The sequence below is a fragment of the Microbacterium paludicola genome (assembly GCF_039529675.1).
Classification (GTDB): domain Bacteria; phylum Actinomycetota; class Actinomycetes; order Actinomycetales; family Microbacteriaceae; genus Microbacterium; species Microbacterium paludicola.
In genome coordinates this window covers 67,748-80,247 of record NZ_BAAANG010000003.1, presented here as the reverse complement: position 1 = coordinate 80,247, position 12,500 = coordinate 67,748, and the positions used below count along the sequence as shown (strand labels likewise).

Annotated in this window: 12 protein-coding genes and 1 tRNA gene; 4 read left to right on the top strand and 9 right to left on the bottom strand. The window is 71.2% G+C overall.

All coding sequences use genetic code 11. From position 1 onward, the window contains the following. Window positions 1-207 precede the first annotated feature (207 nt). Together ilvA and ABD161_RS03115 are read right to left on the bottom strand one after the other, a co-directional pair. Window positions 208-1,437: a threonine ammonia-lyase gene (gene ilvA, locus ABD161_RS03120; protein WP_344000086.1), complete on the bottom strand. Its 1,230-nt coding sequence runs from the start codon at window positions 1,435-1,437 to the stop codon at window positions 208-210. A 35-nt stretch (window positions 1,438-1,472) separates the two neighbouring features. Beyond that, window positions 1,473-2,708, bottom strand: coding sequence for an AI-2E family transporter (locus ABD161_RS03115; RefSeq protein ID WP_343999597.1), 1,236 nt, complete (start codon window positions 2,706-2,708; stop codon window positions 1,473-1,475). Between the two features lie 70 nt (window positions 2,709-2,778). Between ABD161_RS03115 and ABD161_RS03110 the strand changes: the two genes are divergently transcribed. Both ABD161_RS03110 and ABD161_RS03105 read left to right on the top strand, forming a co-directional pair. Then, complete coding sequence (locus tag ABD161_RS03110) at window positions 2,779-4,086, top strand: winged helix-turn-helix domain-containing protein (RefSeq protein WP_343999596.1); 1,308 nt, start codon at window positions 2,779-2,781, stop codon at window positions 4,084-4,086. Window positions 4,087-4,161: 75 nt separating this feature from the next. After that, window positions 4,162-5,136: an NAD-dependent epimerase/dehydratase family protein gene (locus ABD161_RS03105; protein WP_343999595.1), complete on the top strand. Its 975-nt coding sequence runs from the start codon at window positions 4,162-4,164 to the stop codon at window positions 5,134-5,136. Window positions 5,137-5,215: 79 nt separating this feature from the next. Here ABD161_RS03105 and ABD161_RS03100 read toward each other — a convergent pair whose 3' ends face one another. Further along, window positions 5,216-5,782: a LemA family protein gene (locus ABD161_RS03100; protein ID WP_343999594.1), complete on the bottom strand. Its 567-nt coding sequence runs from the start codon at window positions 5,780-5,782 to the stop codon at window positions 5,216-5,218. Window positions 5,783-5,921: 139 nt separating this feature from the next. On the opposite strand from ABD161_RS03100, the gene ABD161_RS03095 reads away from it, so the two are divergent. Further along, a complete protein-coding gene (locus ABD161_RS03095; protein WP_343999593.1) occupies window positions 5,922-6,380 on the top strand; it encodes a MarR family winged helix-turn-helix transcriptional regulator in 459 nt (152 codons plus the stop codon). After that, window positions 6,377-7,030, top strand: a complete 654-nt coding sequence (locus tag ABD161_RS03090; protein WP_343999592.1) for a hypothetical protein — start codon at window positions 6,377-6,379, stop codon at window positions 7,028-7,030. The genes ABD161_RS03095 and ABD161_RS03090 overlap by 4 nt, the downstream gene beginning before the upstream one ends. Window positions 7,031-7,055: 25 nt before the next feature. Here ABD161_RS03090 and ABD161_RS03085 read toward each other — a convergent pair. The 6 genes from ABD161_RS03085 to eno all read right to left on the bottom strand — a co-directional run bounded on the left by ABD161_RS03085 (window position 7,056) and on the right by eno (window position 12,408). Then, window positions 7,056-7,129 (bottom strand) — tRNA-Leu (locus ABD161_RS03085). Between the two features lie 74 nt (window positions 7,130-7,203). Beyond that, entirely contained in the window at window positions 7,204-8,592 is a 1,389-nt protein-coding gene (locus tag ABD161_RS03080) for an NAD(P)/FAD-dependent oxidoreductase (RefSeq protein ID WP_343999590.1), read from the bottom strand. 19 nt (window positions 8,593-8,611) lie between these two features. Continuing rightward, complete coding sequence (locus ABD161_RS03075) at window positions 8,612-9,958, bottom strand: S8 family serine peptidase (RefSeq protein ID WP_343999587.1); 1,347 nt, start codon at window positions 9,956-9,958, stop codon at window positions 8,612-8,614. Further along, window positions 9,955-10,473 (bottom strand): DUF501 domain-containing protein, encoded by a 519-nt coding sequence (locus tag ABD161_RS03070; RefSeq protein ID WP_343999585.1) that lies wholly within the window; start codon window positions 10,471-10,473, stop codon window positions 9,955-9,957. The genes ABD161_RS03075 and ABD161_RS03070 overlap by 4 nt, the downstream gene beginning before the upstream one ends. A gap of 43 nt (window positions 10,474-10,516) precedes the next feature. Next, window positions 10,517-11,065 carry an FtsB family cell division protein gene (locus tag ABD161_RS03065; protein ID WP_343999583.1) on the bottom strand — a complete coding sequence of 183 codons (549 nt, stop codon included), beginning with the start codon at window positions 11,063-11,065 and terminating at the stop codon, window positions 10,517-10,519. A 65-nt stretch (window positions 11,066-11,130) separates the two neighbouring features. Further along, window positions 11,131-12,408 (bottom strand): phosphopyruvate hydratase, encoded by a 1,278-nt coding sequence (gene eno, locus ABD161_RS03060; RefSeq protein WP_135113741.1) that lies wholly within the window; start codon window positions 12,406-12,408, stop codon window positions 11,131-11,133. Window positions 12,409-12,500 lie beyond the last annotated feature (92 nt).

Below are 12,500 nucleotides of genomic sequence, written 5' to 3'. Positions count from 1 at the left end.
GCGAACGAAGTGAGCGTGGAGCGAAGCGACTGCCGACCAACTCGTCAACGCGACCCCGTCAAGGGATGGAGCGCAAGCGACAGCCCGCGAACGAGAGCGCCCGCGCGGAGCGTGGGCGCGAGCGTTCGCGCACGCTCATTGCACTACCCCGCGAAGCGGAGAAAGAACACGGCACAGCCCCTCGAGCACTCGCCCTGACGAGACCTGCTAGTCGGGCAGCACCTCGGGGCGGAAGCCCGCGTCGCGGAGGATCTGGAGCGTGAGCTCGCGGTGCTCCTTGCCGCGGGTCTCGACCGAGATCTGCAGCACCACCTCGCTGATCTGCAGGCCCTGACCGTGACGCGTGTGAAGCACCTCGATGACGTTCGCACCGGCCTCGGCGAGCAGCTCCGACACGCGCGCGAGCTGTCCCGGGCGGTCGGGAAGCGGGATCCGGATGGACATGTAGCGTCCTGACGCCGACAGGCCGTGCGCCACGACGCGCTGCAGCAGCAGAGGGTCGATGTTGCCGCCCGACAGCACGGCGACGGTCGGACCGTCCGCGCGCACCTTGCCCGCGAGGATCGCCGCGACGCCCACCGCGCCGGCCGGCTCCACGACGACCTTCGCGCGCTCGAGCAGCACGAGCAGCGCCCGGGCGATGTCGTCATCCGTGACCGTCACGACCTCGTCCACCAGCTCGCGGATGACCGCGAACGGCACGTCGCCGGGACGGTCCACAAGGATGCCGTCCGCGATCGTCGGCTGGGTGGTGATCCGGACGGGCTCGCCGGCCTCGAGCGACGCCGGGTAGGGCGCGGCGTTCTCGGCCTGCACCCCGACGATGCGCACCTGGCGTCCCTCGGCCGCGGCGCGGGCCTTGGCCGCCGCCGCGATGCCGGCGATCAGTCCGCCGCCGCCGATCCCGACCAGGATGGTCGTCACATCCGGAGCGTCGTCCATGATCTCCAGGCCCAGCGTCCCCTGGCCGATCACGACGTCGCGGTGGTCGAAGGGGTGGATCAGCACGGCGCCCGTGCGCTCGGCGTGCTCCGCGGCGCGCTGCAGCGAGACCGCCACCGTCGCGCCCTCGAGCACGACCTCGGCACCGTAGCCGCGCGTGGCGAGCAGCTTCGGCACGGGAACGCCCAGCGGCATGTAGATCGTCGCGGGGATGCCCAGCTGCTGCGCGCCGAGCGCGACGCCCTGCGCGTGGTTTCCGGCCGAGGCGGCGACGACGCCGCGCGAGCGCTCCTCCTCGGTCAGCTGGGCGAGGCGGTACGTGGCGCCGCGCACCTTGAACGATCCCGTGCGCTGCAGGTTCTCGAGCTTGAGGTGCACCGGCGCACCGAGCACCTCGCTGAGGTGCAGCGAGTACTCCATCGGCGTGTGGTTGATGACGCCCTCGAGGCTGCGCGCGGCGGCCTCGATCTCGGCGAGGGTCGGCACGACGGGCAGCGCCTCGGTGGGCTTCGGTGTGGGATCGAGGGTGGTCACGACGCGGTTCCGTTCTTCTCGTCCGGCCTGCCGGCGGCCCCGCCGCCGTGCCTGACCGGTCCGATGGTCTTCGGGACGGTGTCCCAGATCAGGTTCTCTCCGTGGACGGGCGCGCCGGTGCGCCAGGACCCGCTGGACAGGGTCACCGCCACCACGTTGACGAACGCGGCGAGCGGCACGGCGAACAGCGCGCCGGGGATGCCGGCGATCATGGATCCGCCCGCGACCACCATCACGACCGCGAGCGGATGCACCTTCACGGCCGACCCCATGAGGATCGGCTGGAGGACGTGGCTCTCGATCTGCTGGACGGCGAGGACCACGATCAGCATCGCCAGGGCGATGAGGGGACCGTTGTAGACGAGCGCGATGAACACCGCGACGGCGCCGGTCACGATGGCGCCGACGAGCGGCACGAAGGAGCCGAGGAACACCATCACGGCGATCGGGATCGCGAGGGGAAGCTGAAGGAAGAAGGCGCCGAGTCCGATGCCGACCGCGTCGATCGTCGCGACGAGCAGCTGCGTGCGCGCGTAGTTGATCACCGTCTGCCAGCCGTTGCGGGCCGCCTGGTCGACCGCCATGCGGGCCTGGGCCGGGAAGAGGCGGACCGTCCAGCGCCAGATGCCTCCCGCATCGGCGAGGATGCAGATCAGCGCGAAGAAGGTCAGCAGCGCGCCGGCCGCGAAGTGCCCCACCGTGGAGCCGATGGCGAGCGCCCCGCTCCACAGCGTCGACGCCTGCTCCTCCAGAAGGGCGAAGCCCTGGTCGAGGTAGCCGTCGATCTCGGCCTCGGAGACGCCGACGCCGACGAGGAAGTCGCGCAGCCCCGCGATCGCCTCGACCACGCGGTCGCGGACATCGCCGAACTCGCGCGAGATCTGCCAGGCGACGAGCCACACGAGCGCCGCGACGATGGCGATCGTGCCGATCAGCGTGATCACGATGGCGGCCCAGCGCGGCACCCGGTGCCGCAGCAGCCACGACATCGCCGGCCAGACGAGCGCGGTGATCAGGATGGCGACGAGCAGCGGGATGACGAGGAGCTTGAACTGGATGACGAGCCAGACGAGCACGCCGATGGCCGCGGCGACCACCAGGAGCCGCCACGCGTAGGCGGTCGCGATCCGGAGGCCCGCCGGCACGGCGTCGGCCGGCCGCGCCGCCGAGGGAACGGCGGGTCGCGGGCGGAACACGTCCCAGATCCCGGCGCGGGGCTTCTCGTCGCTCATCTGGGTCAGTCTAGATCCGCCCTCCATGCCGGTCCGGAATATGTCCGACCCCCTCGGTAGCGTGAGCCGGGTGAAGCAGCACCTGTCCCTCGCCGAGGCCCGCCGCGTCGCTCTCGCGGCCCAGGGGTTCGCCCGCCCGCGACCCGAGGTCGTCGGCACCCGCCAGCTGAACGCGGCCATCGCGCGGATGGGCGTGCTGCAGATCGATTCCGTGAACGTGTTCGCCCGCTCGCACTATGTGCCGCCGTTCTCACGCCTCGGGGCGTACGACACGGCAGACCTCGATCGCCTCGTGCTGCGCCACGGCGCCGGCGGACGGCCGCGCAGCACCGGCTCCTACGTCGAGTACCTGGCGCACGAGGCGACGTTCCTGCCGGTCGAGGATTGGCCGCTCTGGCGGTTCCGGATGGACGACATGCGCGCGAGGTACGGCGGGCCCGGCAGCTGGTACGCCGAGAACGCCGCGACCGTCGAGTGGGTGCGCGCGGACCTGGCCGCGCGCGGGCCGCTGCGCCCCGCGCAGATCGAGTCGGATGCGCACCGCGGCAGGCGCGGCCCCTGGTGGGACTGGGATGTCGTCAAGCGCGCGCTCGAGCTGATGTGGCGCTTCGGCGAGGTCGCGATCGCCGGGAGGCGGGGTTTCGAGCGCCGCTACGGGCTCGCCGAGCAGGTCGTGCCAGGTCACCTCCTCGACGCCGAGGTGACACGCGAGGAGGCGATCCGGGAGCTCGTCCACCGCGCCGCCCGCGCCTCCGGGGTGGCGGCGGCCTCCGATCTCGCCGACTACCACCGCATTCGCGACCGTAAGGCGGTGCTCGGCGCGGTGCAGGACCTCGTCGACCAGGGCGAGCTCGCCCCCATCTCGGTCGAGGGCTGGAAGCGGGGTGATGCGGCGCTGCCGGCGTGGGCGCACCGCGAGGCGGCGCTCCCCCGCCGCATCGATGTGGCCACGGTCCTCACGCCGTTCGATCCGGTGGTGTGGTTCCGCGAGCGGGCGGAGCGACTGTTCGATTTCGACTATCGCATCGAGATCTACACGCCCGCGCACAAGCGGCGGTTCGGCTACTACTCCCTGCCTGTGCTCGTCGACGACCTCATCGTCGGCCGCGTCGATCTGAAGGCAGATCGCGCCGCCTCGACCCTCCGCGTGCAGTCGGCGTGGTGGGAGGCGGGTGTGCCCTCGACGGCGGCGGAACGCGTCGCCACCGCGCTCCGCGACGCGGCGGCGTGGCAGGGCCTCGACCGCATCACGATCTCCACCTGGGGCGACGCGACCGACGACCTGGCATTCGTGATGCCCGACGCGGGCCGGCACGAGCGCCCGACCCTCGATCCGGAGCCCGCGCCGGCGGCCGACGAGGCGCTCGACGTCGCCTGAGCCGCTCCGGTCTCACCGATCCGCCACGGGCGGAAAGGGGCTGACGGCCGCGGATCCGCGCGGCAGACTGCAGGCATGCGACTCCTCGTCCTCGGCGGCACCGTCTTCCTCTCGCGCTGTGTGGCCGACGAGGCGCTCTCGCGCGGACACGAGGTCACCGTCGTCAGCCGCGGGGCGAGCGGATCCCCTCCCGACGGCGCGCGGCACATCGTCGCGGACCGCGATGTGCCCCTTCCGGTGGCGCTGGCGGGGATGGACGTCGATGTCGCGGTGGACGTCTCGTCCCGCCCCTCGCGTGTACGGTCCGCGCTCGCGCAGCTGCGGGCGGCGCACTGGGTCTACGTGTCGTCGATCAGCGTCTACGCCGACGAGCGGACGCGCGGCGGCGGCCCGGGTTCCCTGCCGCTGCAGGAAGCGCTCGACGACGACAGCGAGGACCCTGCCGACTACGGACGCATGAAGGCAGGCTGCGAGCGACTGATCGCCGAGGGCGCCGCATCCCACGCCATCGTCCGCCCCGGGCTGATCGTCGGGCCGGGCGACCGCTCGGGACGCTTGACCTACTGGGTCGACCGGATGCGACGCGTCCGGGACGGTGACGTTGTGCTGGCACCGGGCGACGCTGCGGATCCGGTTCAGGTCATCGATGTGCGCGACCTCGCGGAGTGGATCGTCCTGCTCGCCGAGCGGAGGACGCGCGGGGTCTTCGACGCGATCGGAGACCCCCGCCCGATTACCGACCTGCTCGACGACGTCGCCGCGGGCTGCGGGGCGAGGCCCCGCTGGCGCTGGGCGACGGACGAGCAGCTCGAGGGCGTCGGCGTGACCCCCTGGATGGGGCCGCGTTCCCTGCCCCTCTGGGTGCCGCGTCCCGACTACGACGGGATGATGACCCACCTCGCCGCGCCGGCTCGGGAAGCCGGCCTGCTCACCCGGCCCATCGCCGACAGCGCCCGCGACACGCTCGCCTGGCTCGAAGTGACCCCGGATGCGGCGCGCACCGGCCTCACCCCCGATGAGGAGCGCGAGGTGCTCGACCGCCTCGGGTGAGAGGGCCTCGGCCCGAAGCAGGCGGAAACGCGAGACGGCCGCCCGCAGAATGCGGACGGCCGTCTCGGTGACGCCTGCGTCAGAACTGCACGCGCGGCGGCTCGGCGATGGCGGCGCCGTCGACGACCTCGAAGAACTCGCGCTCCGAGAAGCCCAGGTTGCGGGCGAAGAGGTTGTTGGGGAACACCTTGATCTTGGTGTTCAGCTCGCGAACGCCGCCGTTGTAGAACCGGCGCGACGCCTGGATCTTGTCCTCCGTGTCCACCAGCGAGTGCTGCAGCTGCAGGTAGTTCTGGCTCGCCTGGAGCTGGGGGTAGGACTCGGCCACCGCGAAGAGGTTCTTCAGCGCCTGCTGGATGTGCCCCTCCGCCACGCCCGCCTCGGCGGGACCGCGCGCCGTGAGCGTCTCGGCACGCGCGCGCGTGACGTTCTCGAAGACGGCCTTCTCGTGCGCCGCGTAGCCCTTGACGGCCTCGATGAGGTTCGGAATGAGGTCGGCCCGGCGCTTCAGCTGCACCGTGATGTCGCTCCACGCCTCGTCGACACGGACGTTCAGCTGGACGAGCGAGTTGTACGTGGCCCACAGGTAGATGCCCGCGATGACGATGATCGCCACCACGATGCCGATAGGAATCAGCCATTCCATTGAGGAACCCCCCTAGATGATGCCCCCATCCTAAACGCGACACCCGACACGCCGCGTCGCCCATGTGGTGGACGCGAAGGCCCCGCCGATGTCGCCGTTTACTCAGTTACCTGACGTAATAATGAAGTACGGTAACAGTATGACGCCGACGATCCTCGACCACCTGCTGCTTGTGAGCGAGCTGTTCCAGCGCGACATGGCGCGCGCCTTCGCGGGCACGACGCTGACCGCTTCGCGCGTCCGCGTGCTGTGGCTGCTGCAGCACCGCGGCCCCTCGACCCAGCGCGAGCTCGCTCAGGAGCTCGACGTGAGCGCAAGAAATGTGTCGGGCCTCGTCGACGCACTGGAGGCGAGCGGGCACGTTCTCCGCAGTCCGCACCCGACGGATCGGCGCGCGACCGTCGTCACCCTCACCGATGCGGCCGCCGAGCAGATGGCGGCGATGCAGAGCGACCACGCGCAGCTCTCGGTCACCCTGCTCGACGCGGTCGCGCCGCAGGATCGCGAACCGCTCGAGCGCGGCATCGTCGCGATCGCCGCGCGGCTTGCCGAGCTTGTCGAGGCCGCCGAGCGCGCGGGCGCCGAGGCCGCGCGATGACGACGGCGATCACCGCGGCCCGTCCTTCGTTCTGGGCGCGGGCCGGATCCTGGGCCCTTCGCGCGCTGCGGCTCGAGCTCGGGATCTACGCCGGCATCGGGCGGGCGATCGTGCGTCGACCGGCGATCCCGGCAGGGGCCGCCGGGTTCTCGTACCACCGGCCGATCCTGACCATCCTGGTCATCTTCATCGTGCTGTCCGCCGTGGAGATCCCGATCTTCGACCTGATCGTCCATCGTTGGCCGGTCGTGCGGATCGTGGTGCTCATCCTCGGGATCTGGGGGCTGACCTGGATGGTCGGCTACCTGTGCGCGATGCTTGTGCGCCCGCACGTCGTCGGCCCCGACGGCATCCGGGCGCGCAGCGGCATCGAGATCGACATCCCGCTGTCCTGGGCCGACATCGCCTCGGTGGAGATCGCCCGCCGGGTGGACGAGGAGAAGGCGCCGCGGATCACCGATGAGGACGGCAGGGCGACGCTCGCATTGCGCATCGGCAACGAGACGAACATCCTGATCCTCCTCGAACGCCCCACGACCGTGAGGCTGCCCGGCCTCGCACCGAAGGGCGGCGAGCACGCCGTCGAAGGAGTGCGCCTCTGGGCCGACGACCCGAAGGCCTTCCTGCGGGCCGTCGGCACGCACATCTGACTACGCGAGCAGTCGGACTCATCCGTCCCCCCGCTGGGATTCGAACCCAGACTGCGGCGAGTTTAAGTCGCCTGCCTCTGCCGGTTGGGCTACGGGGGGCCTGTCCACGCTACCGGCGCAGACGGCGAGAGCCGCCACTCCGAAGGGAGTGGCGGCTCTCGTGCACGCGGGGCTTACTTGGCAGCGGCCTCGACAGGGGCCTTCTCGGCCGGAGCCACAGGGGCCTCGGCGGCCGGCGGCTTCGGGCGCGAGGCGTAGGCCTCGAAGAATGCGCGCGGCTGCGTGACGGCCTTGAGCTGCACGGTGTCGCGGCCGAGCCAGAGGTTGTGCCACCAGCCCCACAGCACGCGCCACTTGCGCTCCCAGGTCGGCATGGCGAGGCCGTGGTAGCCGCGGTGCGCGACCCAGGCGAAGAAGCCCTTGATCGCGAACTTGCCCGACTGGAACACACCGTCGTACAGGCCGAGGCCGGCGACCGCGCCGAGGTTCTTGTGGAAGTAGTCCACCGGCTGCTCGCCGCGGAGCACGGCGACCAGGTTCTTCGCGAGGCGCTTCGCCTGGCGGACGGCGTGCTGCGCGTTCGGCACGCAGGTGCCGTCGGGAAGGCCACCGGTCTTGTCCGGGACGGCGGCGATGTCGCCGGCGGCCCAGGCGCCCTCGATCACGTTCTTGTCGGCGTCGACCACGCGCAGGTCGGCCTGCGTCGTGATGCGGCCACGGGGCTCGGTCGGCAGGTCGCCGCCGCGCGCCACGGTGGGGTTCGCCATGACACCGGCGGTCCAGACGATCAGGCCCGACGGGTACGACTCGCCGGTCGAGGTCTCGACGACGCCGTCCACCGCACTGGTGACCTGCGTCTCGAGGTGCACGTTCGCGCCGCGCTGGGCGAGGTCCTTCAGCACCCACTCGCTCGTCGGCAGCGACACCTCGGGCATGATGCGGCCCATCGCCTCGATGAGGTGGAACTGCGTCTCCTCGAAGGAGATCTCGGGGTACTTGCCGACGAGCGACGAGGCGAGCGAGCGCAGCTCGGCGAACGTCTCGATGCCGGCGAAGCCGCCGCCGACGACGACCGTCGTGAGCAGGCGCTGGCGCAGCGGGTCGCCGGCGGGCAGGGCCGACGCCTTCTCGAAGTTGGAGATGAGGGTGTCGCGGACGTAGACGGCCTCTTCGACCGACTTCAGGCCGACCGCGTTCTCGGCGATGCCGGGGATCGGGAACGTGCGCGAGACGGATCCGGCGGTCACGACGATGTGGTCGTACGTCATCTCGTACGGCTCGCCACCCTCGGGGCTGATCGTCGCGGTCTTGTTCGCGTGGTCGATCCCGGTCACCTTCGCCGTGATGAGCGTGGTGCGCTTCAGGTGACGGCGGTGGGAGACAACCGTGTGGCGGGCCTCGATCGAGCCCGCTGCGACCTCGGGAAGGAACGGCAGGTACGTCATGTACGGGAGCGGGTCGACCATGACGACCTCGGCCTCCCCACGACGCAGGTGCTTCTCGAGCTTCCACGCGGTGTAGAAGCCCGCGTATCCGCCGCCGACGATGAGAATCTTGGGCACGAGTGAAGAACTCCTTGAATCAGGGTTTGCCCGGCGACCGCCGCACACGGGCCGAGCGGACGCGTCGCACAGCCGCGATGACGCCCAGCACCACGAGGATACCAGCGCCGCTGAGCGCGGCGAGCGGCAGCGTCCCCGTGCGCAACTCCTCCTGCGAGGGCAGGAACGACGAGCCCGCCTCGGGGCGCCCCTCGGCCGGCGGAAGCGGCGGGATCTCGACCGGGGCCACCGTCGGCGTCGGCTGCTGCTCCGCGGGCTTGCGGCGGTTGACCTCGATCCACCGCTCGAGATCGCCCATCGGGTTGCGGGTGGCCGCGGGCACATCCGCGGTGACGGCGGCCTCCGCGTCGACAAGGCCGTACCCGTAGAGCGGATGCGGCACCTCGGTCACGCCTTTGGGCTTGCGCGCGGTCTGCACGATCCGGTTGATCACGTCGATCGCGCTGGCTTCGGGATGGGCGCTGCGCACGAGGGCAGCGACGCCGGTGACGATCGGCGCCGCGCCGCTGGTCCCCTTCCACTCCTTCAGCACACCGTCCGCGGAGATGCCCAGCAGCTTCTCACTCGGCGCCGAGACGCCGATCGTGATGCCCTGCGTGGAGGCCTCCACGCTCGGCTTGCCCTCGGGATCGACCCCGGCCACCGTCAGCACGCCGGGGATCGTGGCGGGGGCGCCGACCACGTTCGTGCCGCTGCCGCGGTTTCCCGCCGCGGCGACGATCACGACGTCGTGCTGCATCGCGTACAGGAACGCGTCGTCCCACGACTCGTCCCAGCTCTGGGCGTTGGTCGTCAGGGACAGATTGATGATGTCGGCGCCGTGGTCGACCGACCAGGTGATCGCCTCGGCGATCTGCTCCACGAACGGCACGGTCGCCGAGTCGCCGAAGCCGACCGACACTGACAGCAGCTTGGCCTTCGGCGCGACGCCGATCATCTTGTCGGCGTCTCCCCCGTTGCGCGCCGCCACCAGCGAGGCGACCCAGCTGCCGTGGTTCCGATTGACCACGTCGACGGGTGTTCGGCCATCCTGCGCGCCGACGCCCGACACGTCGGTGCCACCGGCGACGGCCCCCTTGAAGGCCTCGGGCCCGTCGACGATGCCGGTGTCGATCACGGCAACCGTGACACCCTCGCCCTGGCTCGTCTTCCAGGCGTCCTTGATGCCGTAGTCGTCGATCCAGTACTGCCGGTCGCGCTCCGACGGCTCCTTCGTGGGCGACGGCGACGGCGAGGGTGTCGCCGCGGACCGCGGCGTCGGCTCGGTGTCGGTCGGGGGAACACCGGCGGCCGCTCCCGTCAGCATCGCGCCCGCGAGGGCGAAGGCCGCGAGGGCGAAGGCCGCCAGTCGCGCGACGCGGATCATCCGGCCTTCCCCGGCTCGGCGCACTCGCAGCGCGCAGGCGCCCAGGCCGACCGCTCAAGCGCGGCGTCGCCGACGGGGTTGACTCCGGGGCCCGCCGCGAGGGCGTGGCCGGCGAGGGCGTGCAGGCACTTGACGCGGGTGGGCATCCCGCCCGCCGAGATGCCGGCGATCTCGGGCACGTCGCCGTACGCCGCGCGATCGGCGAGGTAGGCCTCGTGCGCGCGGACGTACTGCGCGGCGAACTCGGGCTCGTCGGCGAGGCGCGCGGCGAGCTCGGGCATCAGCTGCCCCGCCTCGAGCCGCGACATCTCCGCCGTCGCGGCGGGATGGGTCAGGTAGTAGAACGTCGGGAACGGCGTGCCGTCCGGCAGCCGCGGCGAGGTCGCGACGACCGTCGGATTGCCGCACACGCACCGGGCGGCGATGCCCACGACACCGCGTGCCTCGCGGCCGAGCTGCGCCGAGACGACCTCGATGTCGACCGGTCGGGCGGGTTCGAAGGCGTCAGTCGTCACCCGTCAAGGCTACCGGCGACCGCCGTGTGCTCCCTGAGCCGGATCAGCCCGCCGGCGTCTCCGCGGGCGCCGGATCCGGCACACCCACGGTGATCTCCACCGCGTTCCTGGCCGTCGCGGCGCCCATGACCGACCGCAGCAGCCCGCCGATCCAGTCCGACTTCCGCTCCTCGACCTCGGCGCTGACGGGTTCGGGATCCTGCGGGGTGTCGGTCTCCTCGAGGTCGTCGATCACGAGGAAGCGAACCTCTCCTGGCTTGACGTAGTACAGCCGCTCGCGCGCCCGGGTCGTGATGTACGCGGGGTCCTTCCAGCGGTCGCGCTCGCGTTCCAGCGCCGCGATCTCGTCCTTCGTGACCTGGACCGATTCCTGCAGCGCGGCGATCTTCTGCCGCTGCTCGACATACGTCGAGACGGTCGGCGCGAGCACGAGGACCGCCAGCACGACGAGGCCCAGCATGATCGCCGCGAAGCCGGAGAAGCGGATGCTCCCGAGCCACTCGCGCGCGTCGGTCCGGCGGCCGGCGGGCGTGGCCGCGCGCCGGGAGGAAGCCCCCCGAGACGCGGAAGAGGGAGCCGTCTTCCTGCTCACGGCTCCCCCTCTCGTCGAACGTCAGTGCATCACGCGGTCGCGCCCGTTCGTTCAGCTGACAGCTGTCAGCTGAACCGCGGGTAGGCGCTGCGGCCGGCGAAGACCGCGGCGGAGCCGAGCTCCTCCTCGATGCGCAGAAGCTGATTGTATTTCGCGACCCGGTCGCTGCGAGCAGGCGCGCCCGACTTGATCTGGCCCGCGTTCACGGCGACCGCGAGGTCGGCGATCGTGGTGTCCTCGGTCTCGCCCGAGCGGTGCGACATCATCACGGTGTAGCCCGAGTTCTGGGCCAGGGCAACGGCGTCGAGCGTCTCGGTGAGCGAGCCGATCTGGTTCACCTTGCACAGCAGCGAGTTCGCGACACCGCGCTGGATGCCATCGGCCAGACGCTGCGGGTTGGTGACGAACAGGTCGTCGCCGACGAGCTGCACCTTGGAGCCAACGCGGTCGGTGAGGGCCTTCCAGCCGTCCCAGTCGTCCTCGGCGAGGGCGTCCTCGATCGTGACGAGGGGGAAGTTGGCGAGCAGCTCCTCGTAGTACGAGGTGAGCTGGTCGCTCGACCACTCCTTGCCCTCGAAGCGGTAGACGCCGTTCTCGAAGAACTCGGTCGCCGCGACATCCAGGCCCACCGCGATGTCGGTGCCGGGCGTGTAGCCGGCCTTCTCGATCGCCTTGAGCAGGAAGTCGAGCGCCTCGCGGTTGCTCGGGAGGTCGGGGGCGAAGCCGCCCTCGTCGCCGAGGCCCGTGGCGTAGCCGCCGGCCTTCAGCTCGCTCTTGAGCACGTGGTACGTCTCGGTGCCCCAGCGCAGCGCCTCGCTGAACGACTCGGCGCCGAGCGGCACGAGGAAGAACTCCTGCATGTCCACACCGGTGTCGGCGTGGGCGCCGCCGTTGATGACGTTCAGGGCCGGAACGGGCAGGATGTGCGCGTTCGGGCCGCCGATGTAGCGGAACAGCGGCAGGTCGGCGCTGTCGGCGGCGGCCTTGGCGACCGCGAGGCTGACGCCGAGGATCGCGTTCGCGCCGGTGCGCTGCTTGTTGGGGGTGCCGTCGGCCTCGATCAGCGCGGCGTCGATCACGCGCTGGTCGCTGGCGTCCAGGCCCTCGATCGCCGGGCCGAGCTCGTCGATGACCGCGTCGACGGCCTTCTGGACGCCCTTGCCGGCGTAACGGCCCTTGTCGCCGTCGCGCAGCTCGTACGCCTCGAACGCGCCCGTGGACGCTCCCGACGGGACGGCGGCGCGCTGCACGATGCCGTCATCGAGGAGCACCTCCACCTCGACGGTCGGGTTGCCGCGCGAATCCAGGATCTCGCGCGCGCCTACAGCTTCGATCAGTGCCACGGAATGACTCCCTCTGAGTGGACGCTCTGTGTGCGGGGCCCGCACAGCCCCGCGGCCAGTCTATGACTCCGTCGCGACGCCCTCAGGACGGG

Excerpts from the sequence above, each read along its gene's own strand:
- ABD161_RS03115 (WP_343999597.1), bottom strand. The coding sequence starts at position 2,708 with ATGAGCGACGAGAAGCCCCGCGCCGGGATCTGGGACGTGTTCCGCCCG.
- ABD161_RS03105 (WP_343999595.1), top strand. The coding sequence starts at position 4,162 with ATGCGACTCCTCGTCCTCGGCGGCACCGTCTTCCTCTCGCGCTGTGTG.
- ABD161_RS03100 (WP_343999594.1), bottom strand. The coding sequence starts at position 5,782 with ATGGAATGGCTGATTCCTATCGGCATCGTGGTGGCGATCATCGTCATC.
- ABD161_RS03095 (WP_343999593.1), top strand. The coding sequence starts at position 5,922 with ATGACGCCGACGATCCTCGACCACCTGCTGCTTGTGAGCGAGCTGTTC.
- ABD161_RS03090 (WP_343999592.1), top strand. The coding sequence starts at position 6,377 with ATGACGACGGCGATCACCGCGGCCCGTCCTTCGTTCTGGGCGCGGGCC.
- ABD161_RS03075 (WP_343999587.1), bottom strand. The coding sequence starts at position 9,958 with ATGATCCGCGTCGCGCGACTGGCGGCCTTCGCCCTCGCGGCCTTCGCC.